Origin of the sequence: Anaerocolumna jejuensis DSM 15929 (genome assembly GCF_900142215.1) — a bacterium.
Taxonomy (GTDB): domain Bacteria; phylum Bacillota; class Clostridia; order Lachnospirales; family Lachnospiraceae; genus Anaerocolumna; species Anaerocolumna jejuensis.
The window spans coordinates 231,163-250,881 of record NZ_FRAC01000009.1 but is presented as its reverse complement, the minus strand read 5'-3'; the positions used below and the strand labels follow the sequence as shown (position 1 = coordinate 250,881).

Annotated in this window: 14 protein-coding genes; 13 read left to right on the top strand and 1 reads right to left on the bottom strand. The window is 43.7% G+C overall.

The genetic code is table 11. The annotated features are described in order from the left end of the window. Positions 1 to 54: 54 nt before the first annotated feature. The 8 genes from BUB77_RS08995 to BUB77_RS08960 all read left to right on the top strand — a co-directional run bounded on the left by BUB77_RS08995 (position 55) and on the right by BUB77_RS08960 (position 7,842). Positions 55 to 1,053 carry an ABC transporter permease gene (locus tag BUB77_RS08995; protein ID WP_073274954.1) on the top strand — a complete coding sequence of 333 codons (999 nt, stop codon included), beginning with the start codon at positions 55 to 57 and terminating at the stop codon, positions 1,051 to 1,053. 9 nt (positions 1,054 to 1,062) lie between these two features. After that, complete coding sequence (locus BUB77_RS08990; protein ID WP_084124041.1) at positions 1,063 to 1,908, top strand: ABC transporter permease; 846 nt, start codon at positions 1,063 to 1,065, stop codon at positions 1,906 to 1,908. Between the two features lie 3 nt (positions 1,909 to 1,911). Beyond that, positions 1,912 to 2,883 (top strand): ABC transporter ATP-binding protein, encoded by a 972-nt coding sequence (locus BUB77_RS08985; protein ID WP_073274952.1) that lies wholly within the window; start codon positions 1,912 to 1,914, stop codon positions 2,881 to 2,883. A gap of 150 nt (positions 2,884 to 3,033) precedes the next feature. Beyond that, complete coding sequence (locus tag BUB77_RS08980) at positions 3,034 to 4,011, top strand: ABC transporter ATP-binding protein (protein ID WP_073274950.1); 978 nt, start codon at positions 3,034 to 3,036, stop codon at positions 4,009 to 4,011. Between the two features lie 23 nt (positions 4,012 to 4,034). Next, the gene (locus BUB77_RS08975) at positions 4,035 to 5,468 is read left to right on the top strand and encodes an extracellular solute-binding protein (protein WP_073274948.1); all 1,434 of its coding nucleotides are present in this window, start codon (positions 4,035 to 4,037) and stop codon (positions 5,466 to 5,468) included. Positions 5,469 to 5,577: 109 nt separating this feature from the next. Next, the gene (locus BUB77_RS08970; RefSeq protein WP_073274946.1) at positions 5,578 to 6,132 is read left to right on the top strand and encodes a GNAT family N-acetyltransferase; all 555 of its coding nucleotides are present in this window, start codon (positions 5,578 to 5,580) and stop codon (positions 6,130 to 6,132) included. Positions 6,133 to 6,222: 90 nt separating this feature from the next. Next, positions 6,223 to 6,699 carry an MGMT family protein gene (locus BUB77_RS08965; RefSeq protein WP_073274944.1) on the top strand — a complete coding sequence of 159 codons (477 nt, stop codon included), beginning with the start codon at positions 6,223 to 6,225 and terminating at the stop codon, positions 6,697 to 6,699. A 267-nt stretch (positions 6,700 to 6,966) separates the two neighbouring features. Then, the gene (locus BUB77_RS08960; protein ID WP_073274942.1) at positions 6,967 to 7,842 is read left to right on the top strand and encodes an SDR family NAD(P)-dependent oxidoreductase; all 876 of its coding nucleotides are present in this window, start codon (positions 6,967 to 6,969) and stop codon (positions 7,840 to 7,842) included. Positions 7,843 to 7,965: 123 nt separating this feature from the next. Here the strand turns inward: BUB77_RS08960 and BUB77_RS08955 are convergent, their stop codons facing one another. Continuing rightward, the gene (locus BUB77_RS08955; protein ID WP_073274940.1) at positions 7,966 to 8,871 is read right to left on the bottom strand and encodes a DUF2935 domain-containing protein; all 906 of its coding nucleotides are present in this window, start codon (positions 8,869 to 8,871) and stop codon (positions 7,966 to 7,968) included. A 378-nt stretch (positions 8,872 to 9,249) separates the two neighbouring features. On the opposite strand from BUB77_RS08955, the gene BUB77_RS08950 reads away from it, so the two are divergent. The 5 genes from BUB77_RS08950 to BUB77_RS08930 are packed head-to-tail and all read left to right on the top strand — an operon-like array spanning position 9,250 to position 19,674. Further along, a complete protein-coding gene (locus BUB77_RS08950) occupies positions 9,250 to 11,124 on the top strand; it encodes a non-ribosomal peptide synthetase (protein WP_073274938.1) in 1,875 nt (624 codons plus the stop codon). Positions 11,125 to 11,174: 50 nt separating this feature from the next. Beyond that, positions 11,175 to 12,482, top strand: a complete 1,308-nt coding sequence (locus BUB77_RS08945) for a glycosyltransferase family 4 protein (protein WP_073274936.1) — start codon at positions 11,175 to 11,177, stop codon at positions 12,480 to 12,482. Then, on the top strand, positions 12,479 to 13,867 hold the full coding sequence (locus BUB77_RS08940) for a glycosyltransferase family 4 protein (RefSeq protein WP_073274935.1): 1,389 nt from the start codon (positions 12,479 to 12,481) through the stop codon (positions 13,865 to 13,867). Before BUB77_RS08945 ends, BUB77_RS08940 begins: the two co-directional genes overlap by 4 nt. A 1-nt stretch (position 13,868) precedes the next feature. After that, entirely contained in the window at positions 13,869 to 19,331 is a 5,463-nt protein-coding gene (locus tag BUB77_RS08935) for a non-ribosomal peptide synthetase/MFS transporter (RefSeq protein WP_084124040.1), read from the top strand. After that, positions 19,270 to 19,674, top strand: coding sequence for a hypothetical protein (locus BUB77_RS08930; protein ID WP_139241142.1), 405 nt, complete (start codon positions 19,270 to 19,272; stop codon positions 19,672 to 19,674). The genes BUB77_RS08935 and BUB77_RS08930 overlap by 62 nt, the downstream gene beginning before the upstream one ends. Positions 19,675 to 19,719: the final 45 nt, after the last annotated feature.

Here is a 19,719-nt window from a genome sequence, read left to right as displayed (position 1 = left end):
CAGCAATGGTATATAAGAATAGTTGCCTCGAAATTAGAAAAAGGAGTGAAGCCGTTGAAATTCCGTAAATATTTCGGTCTGAGGTTTTTAACATATTTATTGACTATCTGGATTGGCATCACATTTATATTTTTTATACCCCGTATGTTTCCTTCTGATCCTGTTGAAAACATGATTGGACAGATGCAGTCCCGCTCCGGGCAGATGGATCCTGTACAGATGGAGGCACTCCGCTCACAGCTCAGGGTACAGTTCGGTCTGGAAGGTTCCCTGCTGGAACAATACGGCACCTTCCTTTGGAAGGGATTGCTGCATTTTAATTTCGGTCCGTCCCTGATGAGCTATCCCACCCCCGTAGGCGAAATAATCGGCATGTATCTGCCCTATACGCTTTTTCTTTCCCTGACGACTACCGTCATAGCCTGGGTTATAGGCAATATCATAGGACTTCTTGCCGGCTTTCGTAAAAATAAGCTTTCCTCCAAAATTCTGGAGGGGATAGCCATATGCATTTATCCGGTGCCCTATTTTATCATAGCACTGGTGTTACAGATTGTATTTGCATTTGTTTTGGGATGGTTTCCGATTCAGACAACCATAAACACCCAGGGGAACACCGCTGCCTGGTTCCTTTCACTTTTAAAGGCCTCGATTCTGCCGGCTTTATCCATGCTGCTGGTCGGAACAGGCTGGTGGATCATATCCATGAAATCCCTTGCAGGCACTACATCGGAGGAAGATTTTGTCCTCTTTGCCCGTTACAGGGGAATTTCAGAGAGCAGAATCGGAAAAAGCTATGTGTTCCGGAACTCCATTCTGACCCAGGTCACCGCTTTGGCAATGAGTCTTGGCGGCGTATTCGGCGGCTCCATCATGACTGAAATTGTATTTGGCTATCCGGGAGTCGGTACACTGGTACAAAAGGCTATACTGATGTCAGACTACAACATGATACTCGGCTGTATCACGATTTCTATCGTGGCAATATCTACTGCAACCTTAATCGTGGATTTGATTTACCCGTTTATCGACCCGCGTATTCGGTACAATTGAGAGGGAGAGGTGGAAAGCGTGAAGAAATTCTGGAGAAATACTAATTTAAGTCTGAAGGCAGGACTATTACTGACTGCTATATTTATAATAATTGGGTTTGTCGTATATTTTCTGCCCCATACAAATCCCTTTACCTTCAATTCCTATCCGGGAAAGCTGAAGCCCTCGTCAGAACACCTGCTGGGTACTACAAGTATGGGGCAGGATGTGCTGTGGCTGCTGATCGAGGCTATCCATAATTCCCTTATGATCGGCCTTATCGTGGCTACAATAGGTACTGTCGCAGGTGTATTCATAGGGCTTCTGGCTGGTTTTTCAGGCGGCTTCCTTGACAGGGTACTGACGGTTGTAACAGATACTTTTATTGTAATACCCTCCCTTCCCATCCTTATATTAATGACCTCATTTATGAAGGGATCCTCTACGGTTTTCATCATGGCACTGGTGCTTGCGATGTTTGCCTGGGCCTGGCCCAGCCGCCAGATTCGTTCCATGGCCCTTTCCATGCGGGAGAGGGATTTTATCCATACGGCCTGGTTCTCAGGGGAAGGTACCATTCAGGTCGTTGTAACGGAGATACTTCCCTATGCTTTTACCTGGTCCCTTTCAAACTTCATGAATGCCACTCTTGTTGCTATCGCTTCCGAATCGAGTCTGGCTGTTCTGGGCCTGTCTCCTGGGAATCTTATCTCTCTGGGAAATATGATACAGTGGGCAAGGGACCGTAATGCAATCTTTACAAAGCAGTGGTTCTGGATTGGTTCTCCGATTATAACAACGGCGGTTATGTTTATTGGGCTGTTCCTTCTGATAACAGGCTATAATGATTATCTATCCAGGAAGAGAGGAAGGTAGGAGATGATAAAAATAGACCATTTATCCACCTCGTATTCAACCATAAGCGGACCTGTTCATGTTATTAACGATGTGGATTTTGAAATATATGATAATGAGATCTTCGGAATAGCCGGGGAATCCGGATGCGGCAAGACAACACTTTTAAAGGCCTTATATGATATCATTGAGTTTCCCATGGTGGTGGATTCGGGGAAGCTGATACTTTCCGGGGAAAAATACGGGAAAACTTTTTCCTATGAAACAGGCCAGATCAGAAAGACCTGGTGGAATAATATATCTTATGTCCCTCAGGCAGCACAGAGTGTACTGAACCCAATAGTTCCCCTGAAGAACCAGTTCCTGGATTCCATACCGAAAGAAGATAAAAGGTATAAAACAAAGGAGCAGACCTTAAAAAGGGTTGCGGACTATCTGGAGGAGCTCAGCCTCTCTCCTGATCTCTTGAATGCTTATCCCTTTCAGCTCTCCGGCGGAATGAGGCAGCGTGTTATTATAGCCCTTGCTACCTTTATGTCCCCCAATGTAGTCCTGGCGGATGAACCGACTACGGCCCTTGATGTCGTAGTCCAGCGCGGAATACTTATGATGCTCATGCGCCTTCAGAAGCAGCTGAAGAATACCATGGTCATCGTGAGCCATGATATGGGCGTACATTATCAGGTAACGGACCGCATGGGGATTATGTATTCGGGAAGCCTGGTTGAGCTGGGGAAAACAGAGGACATCTTCGAAAAGCCCATACACCCCTATACGAAAATGCTGGTAGGTGCTCTTCCGCGGGTAGGTGACAAGAGTCCGAAAACCGGAATTCCGGGAAGGCCGCCCGCCCTTACCAACCCCCCTGCAGGGTGCCGGTTTGCTCCCAGGTGCCAAAGAGCTACGGAGGAATGCAGAAAATCGGTACCAAAGCTCCAGGAAGTGGAGCCGGGGCGTTTTGCAGCCTGCCATTTAATAAATAAGAATGGCTGTTAGTGTGAATTATTGAAAAGCATAATTCACAACAAGTTTGTGCCTGGGAAATCCTCGGTCCAAACTTGCGGCATGCAGGGAAAGCATGATTGTTCGTGTGAAAATTGAGAGGCAGTTTCGAAAGTTGGCTTGTGAAATGAATGGAGGAATAAGATGTCCGAAAAATTACTGGAAATTAAAAATGTCAGCAAATCCTTCCATATTGGTGGAATGCTCAGCAAAAAGAAGCTTGTGGCTGTGGATGATGTCAATATTGATATCGATGATGTCAGGCCGGTTATTCTTTCCATTGTAGGCGAGTCCGGCTGCGGCAAGTCTACCCTGTGCAAGATGATACTGCGCCTGCATGACCTGGATCAGGGGGATATCCTTCTTTCCGGCAGGTCTTATAAAGACCGTAAAGGCTACGATGCTTTTCAATTCAGGCTGGATGTGCAGCCCATATTTCAGAATCCTTATGAATCCTTTTCGATGCGCAAAACGGTGGATACCTACTTGTTTAATACTGCTCTCCGGTTAAAAATAGCTAAAAACTATAAAGAAGCCGGGGAGCTGATAGACGATACCCTAAAAAGTGTGGGCTTGTCACTGGAGGTGGTGAAGGGCAAATACCCTACCCAGTTTTCAGGCGGTGAGCTGCAAAGAGTATCCATAGCCAGAGCGCTGATTACCAGGCCGAAGCTGATCATAGCGGATGAGCCGGTCGCAGCTATTGATGCCTCAATGAAAATGAATATTGTAAATTTGTTTAAAGAGTTAAAGGATAAGTATAAGGTATCCTTTATCTATGTTACACATGATCTTTCCACGGCTTATTACGTATCGGATTATATTGCAACCTTATACCGGGGCTGCCTGATAGAATATGGGCCGGCAAAGGAAATCATGGATAATCCGGCACATCCCTATACGGAGCTCTTGATGAATGCCATCCCAAGGGTGGGGGAAAAGTGGGATCAGGAACTGGTTATGCCGGACACGGAGGATAAAGAGTATGCCATTACCTATTGCAAATTTGCTCCCCGTTGTCCCTATGCTACAGAGGAATGCAGGAAATCAAAGCCGGATATGAAAACCTTTGACGACGGGCGGAAGGTACTGTGCTTCTATCCGTTAAACTCCAAAGCTTAGGCGGAAAAGAGGAGAGGTTTACAATGAAAAAGTCATTGGGTATACTGATGGCAGCTGTAATAATTTTATCACTGACCGCATGCATGGAATCAAAAAATGCGGCTGGCATAGATACAGAAACGAATGGCTTAATAAGAAAAGAAACCAAGACACAAAAAATGACCGCTGCCGGTGAAGCAGCCTCTTCTGAAAAAAGCGTTATAACCGTCACCTTCCGGGATGACGGACAGGGGGAAAACAGTACATTGTGGAAATGGCTGCAGACAGCTTATGACAGCTTTGATAAAAAGGACAGCTGTGAGCTGAATATTTCACCGATTACTGCCTGCGAAGGCGATTACTTTGCGAAAATTGCCCTTATGCTGCAGTCCGAAAAAACAGCACCTGATTTAGTGGCGGAGGATACCTTCCAGCTTACGGCGGATGTGGAGGCCGGGTATCTTACTGCCCTGGATGATTACCTGGCAGGCTACGCCGACTGGACGAACGGTTCCTATTATGATTCCTTAAAGAAAGGTGTTGCCGGAGCAGACAATAAGGTATATGGCGTGCCATACAATACGGACATCCGGGGCTTATGGTATAACAAGAAAATCTTTCAAAAGGCAGGCTTGCCGGAGGTTTGGGAGCCAAAGACCTGGGACGACATCTTTTTAGCCTGCAGGACCATTAAGGAGGAAGCTCCGGATGTGATACCATTCTGGTGTAATTCCGGAGTTGCAACCGGAGAGGCAACCTCCATGCAGACTTATGAAATGCTTCTTTACGGAACCGGTGAAGGCCTGCAGGATGAAGCTACCGGCAAATGGATTATATCCAGCCAGGGAATTTTAGATTCTTTAACCTTTCTGGAAGAGTTATATAAGAATGATTTGGGGCCGCCCCTGTCAAAAGTCTTGAACGGCCAGGCAAGCAATATTTCAGCCAGAGAATATTTACCCCAGGGCAAGCTTGTCATATCCCTTGACGGCAGCTGGATTACCGGCAATTATCTGGATACAGGTGCATCTCCCTGGCCGGAATACGAAAATGTTCTAGGCTTTGCCCCTATGCCGACCCGGAAGGGTGACGGCACCGGAATCATAACCATGTCCGGCGGCTGGGCGTGGTCGATTCCATCAAAATCTGATAATAAGGACATTACGATGGAATTTATCAAGCACCTGATGGAGCCTTCCCTTTACGTGGATGCCATTGTTGCTATGGGCAGCATTGGTACCAGGGCAGATATCGCCGATAATGAGAAATATTCTGCCCTGCCCTTCATCCAGACAGCGACCCAATATTTAAAGGTTGCATCCTTCAGGCCCAAGGACAGCAAATATGCGGCAGTCTCAGCCCATATCCAGACCATGGTGGAATCCGTTGTATCCGGAACAAGTCCGGCGGATGCCATGGCAACTTACGGTGTGGACGTAGCACGAACCGTTGGGGAAGATAATGTGATTAGTAAATAAAATATTCCGGGCTTGGCATAGTTGGCTATAATTATATTAAGGAGAATTGGAAGGATAATATAGAAGGCAGCATACTACTTAGCAGATAAAACAATTAAAGGAGACTATTATGAAAAATAAGAATTATAATACGGAAAGACTAACTTTAAAGGTACTGGACAAATCTTCCGCGGAAATAGTTTTAGATTATTATTTAAGGAACAGAGAATTTTTAGGTGAATGGGAACCTTTAAGGAGTGAAGAATTTTATACAAAGGCGTATCAGGAAGAGTTGCTTGAAAATGACCTGTCCCAGATAGAAAATAAGAAGTTATTAAGACTGTGGATTTTTAAGAAGAGTGAAGAAAATCGAATTATTGGCTCTATTGGTTTCAGCAACATTGTGAGGGGGATATTTCTATCATGCTTCCTGGGTTACAAACTGGATAAAGACGAAATCAATCAAGGCTATATGACGGAGGCAATTAAAAAGGGAATTGATATTGTATTCAATGAATACGGATTACATAGGATTGAAGCCAATATAATGCCTCGAAATAAACAATCTTTGAGAGTATCCGAAAAACTGGGGTTTTATCATGAGGGTATTGCACAGGAGTACTTAAAGATCAATGGGATATGGGAAGACCATATCCATATGGTTCTGTTGAACGATAAAGCTTAAGTGAAAAGAAATTTTTGAAATAATCACAAACTGTCTCATTGCATAATAAAGATAGTTGATTTATTCTTTACACAAAGGAGGTGTATTGCTATGGCAAATGAACAGGAAAAAGACTTCAATGCAATGCTGCATAATAATAAGGATATGCCCAAAGTACAAATGCTTGATGATGAAAAAAGTACTGAAAAGTATGGCGGAGAGCGCATGTTTTTTGCTCCCCCTATTGAATATGACAGGGTGATGAAGGCAGTACCATTGGGCAAGGTTATCACAGTAGGGCAAATCAGGGATAACTTTGCTAAGAAAAATAACGCGGATTTTACAGACCCTATTACCGCCGGAATTTTTGTTTCTATTGCTGCATGGGCAAGTGAGCAAAGGGACAGTGATAAAACGCCGTATTGGAGAACGCTTAAAGCAGAGGGAGAGTTGAATCCAAAATATCCGGGTGGTATTGAGGTGCAGAAAGAAAAATTGGAGGCAGAAGGCCACATAATTGTCCGGCGCGGAAGAAGCAACATCAGATATTATGTGCAGGATTATCAGGATAACTTATTTCAGCTGTAACAGTTTTACAAGTACCGTTTAAAGGCGGCAAACTGCGATAGTATTTTAATAAAAGGAAACGATGAGTGTACCTAAATAAAAAAATCTATTGGAATATTGTCTTTCATATTTTTACCTTTTCTAATTACTTGACATATATCAAATAAAACTATATACTTGATATATGTCAAGTATATTCAGGCATTAACAAGCGTCAAGTGAAGGATTAGGTATAAAATCCAGAAATAGAACTTATGTTTTTATTTCTATATTCAAAGGAGGTTTTATATGAAAGCACAATCAATTGCAGTAATAACCGGTGCTACCAGCGGCCTAGGCCAGCTGACAGCAATTGAATTAGCCAAGGGCGGGGCACAGCTGGTATTAACGGCCAGAAATAAGAGCCGTGCAGAGTCAACAGGAAATATGATAAAGAAGCTTGTACCAAATGCAAAAGCAGACTTTTTTTATGGAGACCTGTCACTTATGGAGGATGTAAAAAGAATCGGCAATGAAATAAAGGCTGCATATCCCCAAATTGATATATTAGTGAACAATGCAGGACTGCATGGATTTGAACAGCGAATAACCAAAGAGGGATTTCCTGAAATGATAGCAGTAAATTATCTTGCACCATGGTTATTGACACATTCGCTGTTAGATTCATTAACGGCTTCCCGAAATGCAAGAATAGTTAATGTTGCTTCTGAAGCATCACGCAACCATGGCGAACTTAAATTGCCGGAGGATTTAACGGATACTTCTGAATTTACTACCAGAGGTTCCTCTGAGCTTTACGGAAAGACGAAGCTTCTTGATATTATGTATACGGCGGAAATGGGACGCCGGCTGACTGGTACAGGAGTTACTGTAAATGCTCTTAACCCTGGGTTTAATGTTACAGGACTAGGACGTGAATTAGGGTTTTCTTCTGTACTTGCCAGGATATTGAAAGTCCTGCATATAGGAAATCCACGTAAAGGTGCTGATATTATTATTCGTTTAGCGGCAGACGCTCAGTATGAGGGGGTGACCGGTGGATATTTTAACGTTGGTACCGGTAAGTCCATTGTGCCGGTATACCCCGGCGGGGACATCAGGATGCAGCAGCAGTTGTGGGCAGATACAAAAAATATATTGACAGAAAGAGGTTACCTTCAGTAAAGCGTACATCTTTCTTACAAAATAAGATATTCAAAAGCAGATAAATGGAACAACCGGAAACCGCTGTCCTTTCACTTAATGGCAGCGGTTTCCGGTTGTTTGTATATCCATCATATCAGTATTTCAAGTAAATTGCTTCAGCAAGCGGATAAAATGATTGGATTCCCTCAGAACATGGTCTCCCAGCAAGGGCAAAATAATACTGCGTATTTTACATTCTGAAATTCCTTTTGTGCCAGCTTCTTTGAAGTCGCGATACTTAAGAGTCTCCTGTAAGGTAGCACCTGTAATGCCTTCAATTGTCCTGTCAGTGGCCGATTTTGCTTCCTGCAATAGGGCGGCATATTCCTGGGCAAAATTATTTGAGGTGCTGATGAGTTGATTTTCACTTGGGTCCAGCAGGCCTCTGATGAACAGAGCATGTTCCATCATAATTTGATCCCAGAAAAGCTCGGTTTCTTTTATGCTGCTATCAGGATTCTGTCCACTCTCCAATGCTGCAAGATGACTTCTATACATTTTAGCTTCCCGCAGTATGTGCTCGATGAGCAGCGGATAATTTACAGTGAACATATAACAGGACAGGACGTTATTCAGTATGTTTGATTTAAAATCGATAAGGCCGTCCAGTAATGGTATCGTCAGGGTGTTCAGCTGTTTTACCTGCTGTATCAGCTCCGGTGTGATACGGGGGTTGGGAGAGCCATAGAGGTCTGCTTCCAATTTGGTTATATTCTGATTGATTGCAATACCAGTAAAGTTTTGTGTTTTTTGTTCGCTTCCCAGAGTGTAATTAGTAACAATTTCGCCGGAGGATGCAACAGTAGGAGTTATAATTCCATTCCCTAAGTTTACGGCATTAAGCAAAACAATCTCAAATTGTTCTTTGTATTGGTCCGCAGCTTTTGAATAATCGGGATTTGCCGGAGTGAAGCCGGCTTCCAGGAAAATCGAATGTTCTTTCATAATGCGGCCGAAAAACATATGTAATTCCAGCGACAAAATGACATATTGTTGTTGAGTGAGCATATTGAGCTACCTGGCAGTTTTCTATTATGATATGACGAAAGGGAAGATTTTGCTACTATATTGTTGACTTTGAGCCGACCTGTCAGAGAAGGATTTTACCAAAAACAGCCCCGTCGATATGGTGGGGTTGTTTTTTTACCGGGTCGGGAATTCAGTTTTAGAGGTTATTTTTATAAAAATAGGACTAAATATAACGCTTTCGAAAATTATCGAAAATAAAATGTAAAACATTAACACATTCCATTGACTGAGTGTAATCTGCGGAAGTATAATTATGCCACAACATGGAAAAAGAAGTAAATAAAATTCATGTGGTGTAAAAAAATATCATATTAAAAACAGTGCCGCATAATTTTACGGCCGGAATGGAGGAGCTTTATGAAGGACGCATTAGAAGATAGCTTTAAGTTTATTCATGAGTATTTTGCGGAGGTTGCGAAGGATAATCCGCATCTGCACTGTATTGAATATGAGGACAGAATTTTTACCTATGAGGAAATAAACAGGAGGGCCAACAAGCTTGCCAGATATATCAAAAACATCGGAGCCGGCCCGGAACAGATAATTGGCCTTTATCTGGAACGAACCCCGGAAATGATTATTTCAATTCTGGCAATATTTAAAGCAGGGGCTGCCTATGCCCCGATTTCTACTGCATATCCGAAAGACAGGCTGGAATATCTCATCAATGATGCCGGACTGGAGGTTATACTTACGTCATCTAATCTGGAACGCGGTTTGTCGAAGCTAAATACCAAAGCACCGGTAACCTTTGTATATCTGGATAAGGAAAAAGAAGATATTGACAGGGAATCGGAGGAGGAGGTTCCCTGTCTGAATGAAAGAAATAACCTGGCCTATGTCATATTTACATCCGGGTCAACCGGACGGCCTAAAGGTGTCATGATTGAACACCGGGGAATTCCCAATATGGTGCTTGAGCAGATAAATGCTTTTAACATAAATAAAAATGACAGGGTTTTGCAGTATGCATCCATTGCCTTTGATGCTTCGGTTTCGGAAATATTCACAGCATTGCTTGCGGGTGCGGCCCTGGTGCTCCTGCCCAATAAGGGGCTTTACCTTGGCGAAGACCTTTACCAGGTTTTACGGAAAAAGAAAATAACGGTGGTCACACTTACTCCATCGGTTCTGAACACCTTACCGCCAAAGGAATTACCTGCCCTGAAAACGCTGGTTTCTGCCGGAGAAGCATGTACGAAAAAGCTGATTGATTATTGGTCATCTAAGTTGAATTTCATAAATGCATATGGACCAACGGAATGTACCGTATGTGCATCCATGAATATTTGCAGTTCGGCTGATGAGGGGGTTTCTTTGGGGAAGCCGATAGCCAATACGGCCTTTTATCTTTTGGATAAACAGCTTTGTCCGGTGCCTGCTGGTGAAACCGGTGAACTCTGCATTGCAGGCGTTGGTCTTGCACGGGGTTATCTGAACCTGACCTCTTTAACGGAGGAAAGTTTTTGCAGGAATCCTTTTATGGATGGTATCAGTGAGCGGCTATACAAAACCGGTGACATTTGCCGCAGGGTTTCAAAGGATTCTTTTGAGTGGGTAGGAAGAGAAGACAACCAGGTTAAGATAGCAGGACTTAGAATTGATTTGGATGAGCTCATCCAGGTCTTAAGAGAATACCCCGGAATTCTGGATGCCGTTATAACAATTGTTGATGACAGCTTTAAAAACAAACAGGTCTACGCCTACATAATTACAGATTCTTCCCAAAAGCTGAGCATTAAGGAGATAAAAGCTTATGTAAGAGCCAAGCTGCCGGCTTATATGGTTCCTTCCAGATTTATGTTCATCAGTGAAATTCCAGTTCTTGAAAGCGGTAAACTGGATAAAAACAGCCTTCCTTCTATGGAGGATGTCAGGCCGGATATTGATGCTGCTTATGCTGAGCCTAGAAACCAGATGGAGGCGGCCATTGCACAAATATGGTGTGAGATATTAAAAATAGACAGAGTGGGTATTTACGATAATTTCTTTGATTTGGGAGGGCAGTCCCTGATGGCTACTCAAATTGTATCCCGAATACGCTCAACCCTGGGAATGGAAATCCCCCTTCATGTACTCTTTGAAGCAGCGTCTACGGTGGAACAGACAGCCGCTGCAATCGAAAGGTATCAGCTGGAACAATACGAGCCGGAGGAGCTGGAACAACTTCTGTCAGAGCTTGAAGGCTTATCGGAGGAAGAACTGGCGGCAATCCTAAAGGAAATGGAATAGGGATAGAGGAATTTGAAAGATTATGCCGCTAAAAGCGGGGAAGGGAGCTTATGATGAGAATTTTACTGGTTCAACTGCTGGAATATCTTTATCCCTGGGGAGGGGCCCATAAAGCAAACCGCATACTGATGGAGGGACTTACCGAAAGGGGACACGAATGCGTGGTGGTAACTCCGGAAGTATATATCGGAGGCTTTGAAGAATACTTTAACGAAAAAAAGAATAGCAACGAATTTGAGATATCTGCAGAGAGTGAGAATGTTACCGTAATCCGCAAGAAAGGAGTCACTGTTTACCGGGTGGAGGGAGAGTATAAAATCTTTTCCTTTATTCGAAAGATGGTTGAGGATTTTAAACCGGACATTACGCTGATATCGGAGGATAAATCCCACCTGCTTATGGAAGCTGTGCTGGAAACAAAAACAAGAACAATCTGCCTGGCACACAGTCAGACAGTGCTTCCCTTTGGTCCTGAGTGCTTTGAGGAGAAGCAGGACAAAACTGCCCTTTATCCAAAACTGCATGGAATTATCAGTGTCAGTGATTATCTGCAAAGCTATTTCAAGAAATGGGCCGGACTGGAATCGAAAAGAATTTATTTTCCTTCCTATGGCAAAGGGCCCTTTCCTTTCCTTGGAAATTTTGACAATCCCTATATTACGGTAATTAACCCATCAGGAATCAAGGGGTTCCCAATCATTGCCGGACTAGCCAGAAGCTTTCCCAAGGTACAATTTGCCGCCGTTATAACCTGGTCTACCACAAAGGCTGAGCTGGAAGAATTAAAGGCTATAGAAAATGTAATTATTATGAAGCCGGAAGAGAATGTGGATGTTATTTACCGGCAGACAAAGGTATTCTTAATGCCCTCCCTTTGGGGTGAAGCATTCGGGCAGGTGGTCGTGGAAGCCATGCTTCGAGGTATTCCGGTAATAGCAAGTAATGTCGGCGGACTTCCTGAAGCAAAGCAGGGCCTTAATTATATCCTGCCGGTCAATCCAATCAAAAAGTATATCAGTGAGAAAGAATTATTAATGAGCGTTCACAGGCCGGTTCTGCCAGAGCAGAATCTGAAACCCTGGATTGAAACCCTGGGCCGGTTGATAAATGACAGAAGGCTATATGAAGAGCTATCCGGACAGTCCTATGAGAAGGCGGCCCAATTTCATTCTAAATTAGGCTTTGAAGAGTTTGAGCAGTATTTCAGGGAAGTAATGGAGGCTTATCCTGACGAGTTACTTGGGAAGAAAAATAGAAACCATTCTGCCGGCAGTGCTCTGGAGCGAATTAATCTGCTTTCTCCAGAAAAGCGGGAGCAGCTGTATGAAAGGTTAAGGAAGACAGGAGGCAAAGTGTGAAAGGAAAGCACTTTCGCACTTTATTTATGGCAGTACCGCAGGCAGGTCTGCGGTATGCAATGGGAGCAAGTATGAAGAAAGCAAAAATGAAATTATTACTGATTCAATCCATGGGATATCTGTATCCCTGGGCAGGAGCCAATAAAGCCAATAAGCTCCTCATGGAATGGATGGCAGAAAGGGGCCACCAATGCAGGGTGATCAATCCCTTGCTGAGTCCTCCGGGATTTAATGAAAATGAATATATCAGAGAAAAAAGCGGGGAAAATGAACTGGAGCTTTTAGAAAGCACCGACAGTATGACGCACATACGGATCAATGGAGTGGAGGCCTATACGGTTACCAGTGAATTTAATATTATTTCCTTTATCAGAAAGACAATAGAAGAATTCCAGCCGGATATCACTCTTGTTTCTGACACCCAGCCCTATATTCTGCTGGAAACGGTAACGGAATTAAAAACGAAGGCCGTTTTTCTTGCACACAGTCAATCTACTCTTCCCTTTGGGCCCGATAGCTTTGAGGAAGACAGGGATAAGCTGAGGCTGTTTAAAAAATTACAGGGTATTATTTCCGTCAGCAAATTCCTGGATAATTATTTTCGGAAATGGGCAGATGTGGAATCTAAAGTAATTTATTTTCCCTCCTATGGGAAGGGACCCTTTCCGTACCTTGGAAATTTTCATAATTCCTTTGTCACGGTGATTAATCCGTCTGCCTTAAAAGGCTTTTGTATCTTTAGAGAGCTTGCTAGACGTATGCCAAATGTGCAATTTGCTGCAGTGCCGACCTGGGCTACCGCCGAAGAAGAGCTTGAAGAAATGAAAGCAGCGCCGAATATCACCCTGCTGAAACCATCGGAGGATATTAACGATATTTACAGAAAGACAAGGATTTTTCTTATGCCGTCTCTTTGGGGAGAATCCTTTGGACAAGTTGTTATCGAGGCAATGCTCAGAGGGATACCGGTCATTGCCAGTAATGTCGGAGGACTGCCGGAAGCAAAGCTTGGACTCGATTATATATTACCGGTGGAGCCTATCAGGCAATACAGCACGGATAATTCCCTCATGGGTTCCGTAGCTCAGCCGGTTGTTCCCGAACAGGATTTAGAACCCTGGGTTCATGCACTGGAAAAGCTTATAAATAACAGGGAACATTACGATTTCTTATCCAGGGCTTCTTACAAAAAGGCTCAGGCCTTCCAGGCTTCACTTGGGTTTGAACTGTTTGAGCATTATTTTCAGGAAATCTGCGAAAATACGGATATTTACAGAGAAAGTATTACGAAGCCTGAAAGAAACAGTATTTTGGGGCGGGTCGATACACTTAGTCCTGCAAAGCGGGATCAGCTGGTAAGTCTGTTACAAGAAAGAAGGAGATAACATGAACAGTATTTATGAACGTGTGAACCTTCTCCCACCGGAGAAAAAGAAAATCCTGCTGGAAAAAATATATTTAAGCAACAGCTTAATACAGGAAGATAATGGAATTACACCGGTTTCAAGAGACAGCTCCCAAAGGGAATTTCCCCTTTCCTTTTCTCAGCAGCGTCTGTGGTTCTTATATCAATGGGAACCGGATAGCCCGTCCTATAACATTCCCTGCCTGTTCAGCCTTAATTTTAAAGCGGAGGCAGGCTTATTGGAACAGGCAATTAATAAGCTGGTCGAGCGTCATGAAATACTCCGGACCACCTATAAAATGGAGAAAGAAGAGGCTGTTCAGGTCATTCATCCCTATGAACCTATCCGGCTTCAAATCTGTGACCTGCAAAACAAAACATTCAGTGAAAAAGAGCTTCGAGATACGTTCATGAAAGAAAAAGCATTGATTCCTTTTAATTTGGAAAAGGAATTCCCAATCAGAGCATATTTCTTTATTCTTGGTGAAGATAAAAATTATGTGCTGTTAAATATCCATCATATTGCCTGTGACGGATGGTCCCTGGACATTATAATTAATGAATTGAGAAGTAATTATGGAGCTCTGGCAGAAAAGCGGCAAAGTAAATTAAAGCCTTTGGTACTTCAATATGCGGACTTTACCTGCTGGCAAAGAAAGAACGAAAAATCCGATAATTTCAGAAAGCATGAACTCTATTGGAAAAGCGTTTTTGAGAGCGATATTCCGGTGCTGGAGCTTCCCACGGACAAACCCCGTCCGCCGGTCAGGAGCTTTCTGGGAGCGACGGCCGTAAAAGCGCTGCCCTCCAATATATATAAGGAGTTAAACAAAATATGTGTGGAAGAGGATGCCACTCTTTTTATGGTTACCCTGGCTGCCTATTTTGTTCTGCTTTACAGGTATACAGGACAAACGGATATTGTTGTGGGCTCCCCCATAGCAAATAGGAACAGAACAGAGCTGGAAAATATGATTGGCTTCTTTGTAAATACGATTCCCCTTCGTATGAAATTAAAAGAGCAGGCAACCTTCAGGGAAACCGTCCGGCAAGTGAAAAAAATGACTCTGGAGGCCTATGAACATCAGGACCTTCCATTGGAAAGAATAATCGAACTGCTGACGATTGAAAGGGACATGAGCCATAATCCGCTTTTTCAGGTTATGTTTGTTATGCAGAATGCCTTTCTTACCACCTTTGATACGGTAAAATGGAACATGAACTTTGAGGGCTCTATTAATACGGACAGCTCAAAATTTGACCTTACTTTATCAGCATCTAAGGATTATCTGCAAGCCGAATACAGCACGGATATGTTTGAAAAGCAAACGGTCGTGAAGTTTCTGGACCACTATCTCAACCTGCTGGAAAGCATTATCAAGTATCCCGAACAGGTAATATCCGGAATCGATATATTATCCGATGCTGAAAAGCAGCAGCTCATCGGCTGGAACCGGACAGCTTCCCTCTATGAGGATAATTTTCATTTAATCAGCTGCATTGAAGCCTGGGCCGACAGGCAGCCAGAGAAAATAGCTCTCCTGAATGAAGTAGCTGCTTATACCTACGGGGAGATGAATACATACTCCAATAAACTTGCGCATTACCTGATTTCGAAAGAAATCGGCCCGGAAAAAGTTGTTGGCATCTTTCTTGAGCGTTCGGCTGATTTTATTCTTGCAATGCTGGCGGTGCTGAAATCCGGCGGGGCCTATGTGCCTCTTGACCCTTCCTATCCGAAAGAGCGGATTGAGCATATGATTCAAAGCTCCGGTATGGAAGTACTGATTACCAGGAATACACTGGTACAGGATATGGGACTGGAAAAGGTTACGGTCATTTACCTGGATATTCACAAAGGGCAAATAGATTCCCAAAATCAAAAAAATCCAATTATTCCAAGTAACCGGCATAATCTGATGTATATTATATTTACTTCCGGCTCTACGGGAGAGCCTAAAGGAGTTGGGGTAGAGCTTCGTAATTTTTATAATTATATCCAGGGAATAATCCGGCAGCTGAAAATCAGTGAGCCATACAATTATGCAATTGTTTCCACTCTTGCTGCCGATTTAGGGCTGACCAATGTATTTTGTGCTTTATGCACCGGAGGCACACTGCATGTTTTATCCTATGAGCATTCCTGTGATCCGGATGCGGTTTCAGATTATTTTGTTCATAACAGGATAGATATTATGAAGGTCGTTCCCAGTCATTTTGAAGTGCTGATGACAGCCAATCATCCGGAGCATGTAATACCCCAGAGGACTCTGATACTTGCCGGAGAAGGGTTAAGCTGGGAAACGGTGCGAAAGATCCGGCAGTTAAGACCGGATTGTGCTATTGAAAATCATTATGGTCCCACTGAAACAACAGTCTCAGCCTTGACATATCAGATTCCGAAGAATTTCACCAGCCAGGCCTCTGGAATAGTACCGATCGGAAGGCCCATAGGAAATGTCCGGACCTATATTCTTGACCCTCACCTGGGGCTGGTTCCAGAGGGAGTCCCGGGCGAATTGTATATTAGCGGGGAAGGGGTATCCAGAGGATACATAGATAATAAAGAGCTGACCCAAAACCGGTTTATCCGGAGTCCATTCGGAAGGGATAGATCGGAGCTGCTCTATAAGACCGGTGACAGGGTCAGATATCTGCCGGATGGTATCATAGAAATACTGGGGCGTATGGACCGGCAGGTCAAGATAAGAGGTTTCCGCATTGAACTGGGGGAAATTGAGTCCGTCATAACCTCTGTTTCATATGTTAAGGATGCGGTGGTCCTGGTGAAAGAGTTCGGCAAAACGGATAAGAGGATTGCAGCTTATATTGTAATTGAGAAGCCACGGATATTGGAGAATCCCATAGCGGAAATCAGGAAAAGGCTGAGCGAAAAATTACCGGAATATATGATACCGAACCATATGATGGAATTGGACTCTCTTCCCTTAAACCCAAACGGCAAAGTGGATGTTGGTAAGCTCCCGCCCATTGATTATAGGAAGAAAACAGACAATCCCTCTGGAGAGAAGCCCCGGACAGAAACAGAAAAGCGGATATGCGATATATGGAAGGAGGTCTTAGGGGCAGAGAATATCGGAATTGATGATAATTTCTTTGAACTGGGAGGGGAATCCTTCAAGGCTCTTAAGGTGGTCAGGCGTATTGGTGAATGGGTTGGGATTATGGATTTTTTCAAAAATCCGACGATCCGTTTGCTTGCACAATTCCTGGAGCAGGGAAAAAAGTCTGAAAATCAGATACTTCATAAGCTAAAGACAAGCAGCCGGAGTGGAGGAGCTTCTGTTTCATTGGTTTGTGTACCCTATGCCGGAGGCAGTGCAATTACCTATCAGCCCCTATCGGCACAAATTCCGCCGGAGTATGATTTGTATGCCATTGAAATACCGGGCCACGATTACAGCCATAAAGAGGATACCCTGCTATCCTTGCAGGAAACAGCAGGCTTATGCGTTGAAGAAATCAAAAGCACAGTTAAAGGGCCGATTGCATTGTATGGCCATTGCGTCGGCGGGGCATTGACCATTGAAATTGCGAAGCAGCTGGAGGAAGAAAAACTTCCTTTAAATAGAATATTTGTAGGAGGAGCTCTACCCATTGCCCGTATTCCCGGACGGCTTTTTCAGTTCCTTTCAAAGCTGTTTCCGTCGGACCGTACCATGTCCAATAAGTCCTACCATGAGTTTTTAAAGGCGCTGGGTGGATTTAACGATGTAAGTGATGAAGCGGAAAGGGATTTTTTGATTCGCAATCTGAGGCACGATGCCCGGGAAAGTGAATCCTATTTTACGTCAGCTTACAGTAACAGGGAATATGCCGGACTGCATGCTCCGATTACATGTATCATTGGACAGAAGGACAGGGCCACGGAACTTTATGAGGAAAGGTATCTGGAATGGGGGTATTTTAGCAGCAGTGTGGATTTGGCTGTCATCCCCATGGCCGGCCATTATTTTATTAAGTATCAGGCGGAGCGGCTAAGCAGTATTATTGATAACAGGGTACAGAAAAGCACTAATGCAATTCCGGATACGGCAGACGGAGAAAATGGCCTTACTGGCATAGAACATAAAAGAATAGCCATACCGAATCTGGCAACATTTTTTATTGTTGTGTTAAGTCAAATGGTGTCCGTTTTAGGGTCAGGCCTGACGTCCATTGCAATAGGGGTCTGGGTGTATTCCAAAACGGGCTCGGTGGCTGACTTTGCGGCTATTTCTTCTGCGGGACTTATACCCGGAATTCTTGTACTGCCGGTTGCCGGTGCGGTTGTAGACCGCTATGACAGACGGGTGGTCATGTTATTCAGTGACTTGGCTGCTGCGCTCTCGATTGCCGCTCTGGCAATTCTTATGGCAGCCAATACCATTGAGGTATGGCATATCCTTATCGCAACAGCCATTGGTTCCATATCAAGGGCATTTCACCGGCCGGCTTTTTCGGCAGCCATAGCACAAATAATTCCCAAACAGTACCTGGGCCATGCCAACGGTATTGTCCAATTTTCCGGCTCGACCAGTGAATTGATTTCTCCTTTAATCGGTGTAGCTTTGTATTCACTGATAGGCATGAAGAATATCTTTATTCTTGATTTTTTCAGCTTTTTGGCTGCAATAGTAACGTTGGTATTTATTCGCTTTCCCAATACGCTGTTCCGAAAAAGAGAGGAAACCTTTACCAAAGAAATACTAATGGGATGGAAATTTATCTTTAAAAGGCCGGGCATGATTTATATGATTATATTCTTTTTTATAAGCAATATACTTTTTGGAGCTATTTCCGTATTATTTCAGCCGCTTATTCTGTCCTTTGGCACTGCAGCACAGCTTGCAACCATCACAATGCTGGGGGCTGTCGGAGGCATGACCGGAGCATTACTGATGAGTCTGTGGGGAGGGACAAAACGGAGAGCATCAGGAATGATTGGATTTGTTATTCTCGAAGGCTTTTTTGCCATTATAGCTGGTATCCGGCCTAACTTTATAATCACCGCCATAGGTATATTCGGTTTTTGGTTTTCGGTTACAATGATTAATTCCCACTGGCAGTCACTGATACAGACTAAGGTCGGTCTGGAGCTTCAGGGGCGTGTACTTGCCACAAACCAAATGATTGCCATGTCCAGTATACCAATCGGCTATTTTTTATCGGGGCTGCTGGCTGATTCGGTATTTGAAAAGGCTATGAATAAACAAGGGCTGCTGGCTGACACCATAGGAGCGGTCATTGGGACAGGCACTTCACGGGGGATTGCACTGCTAATAATATGTGCCGGGTTACTGGTAATGCTCTGGTCGATTTTAGGCTTTCATTTCAAGCCGCTTATCTATATGGAAGATAATATGGAGGATGCCTCACCGGGTGCAGAGATACAGGACCGTGATTCCCTCCAGGAGGAACTGGACCATCATATTTTACAATAATGAGGTTCAGCTGCGTCATGAGATATGGCCGGAAATTCGAGGCAGTATCAAGGAAGAGAAGGCCGAGGCATATATCCTGGCAGGAGGATTTAAAGTAGTATCTGATAATGATTTTGTAATTTGCTATGTGAGGTCTATACCCGAAGAAGCAATTATTGTAATCTGTTCTACCGATGAGGAGACCAGGGAGGTTAATATTCCTGTCAATATTTTCGGCATTCATTATTTTAATATCACGGAGGATTTGTTTCATAACAAATTACAGTATGAATATAGCGGAACTTCTTTAACAATGAAGGTACCGCCCCATAGAAGCTATATTTTTTGTGTACCGTGCCAGTAATAAGGTTATCCATTTTTAATTTTCATACATTTATGGAAAGTTTGC

Excerpts from the sequence above, each read along its gene's own strand:
- BUB77_RS08950 (WP_073274938.1), top strand. The coding sequence starts at position 9,250 with ATGAAGGACGCATTAGAAGATAGCTTTAAGTTTATTCATGAGTATTTT.
- BUB77_RS08985 (WP_073274952.1), top strand. The coding sequence starts at position 1,912 with ATGATAAAAATAGACCATTTATCCACCTCGTATTCAACCATAAGCGGA.
- BUB77_RS08935 (WP_084124040.1), top strand. The coding sequence starts at position 13,869 with ATGAACAGTATTTATGAACGTGTGAACCTTCTCCCACCGGAGAAAAAG.
- BUB77_RS08945 (WP_073274936.1), top strand. The coding sequence starts at position 11,175 with ATGATGAGAATTTTACTGGTTCAACTGCTGGAATATCTTTATCCCTGG.
- BUB77_RS08960 (WP_073274942.1), top strand. The coding sequence starts at position 6,967 with ATGAAAGCACAATCAATTGCAGTAATAACCGGTGCTACCAGCGGCCTA.
- BUB77_RS08955 (WP_073274940.1), bottom strand. The coding sequence starts at position 8,871 with ATGCTCACTCAACAACAATATGTCATTTTGTCGCTGGAATTACATATG.
- BUB77_RS08980 (WP_073274950.1), top strand. The coding sequence starts at position 3,034 with ATGTCCGAAAAATTACTGGAAATTAAAAATGTCAGCAAATCCTTCCAT.
- BUB77_RS08970 (WP_073274946.1), top strand. The coding sequence starts at position 5,578 with ATGAAAAATAAGAATTATAATACGGAAAGACTAACTTTAAAGGTACTG.
- BUB77_RS08965 (WP_073274944.1), top strand. The coding sequence starts at position 6,223 with ATGGCAAATGAACAGGAAAAAGACTTCAATGCAATGCTGCATAATAAT.
- BUB77_RS08975 (WP_073274948.1), top strand. The coding sequence starts at position 4,035 with ATGAAAAAGTCATTGGGTATACTGATGGCAGCTGTAATAATTTTATCA.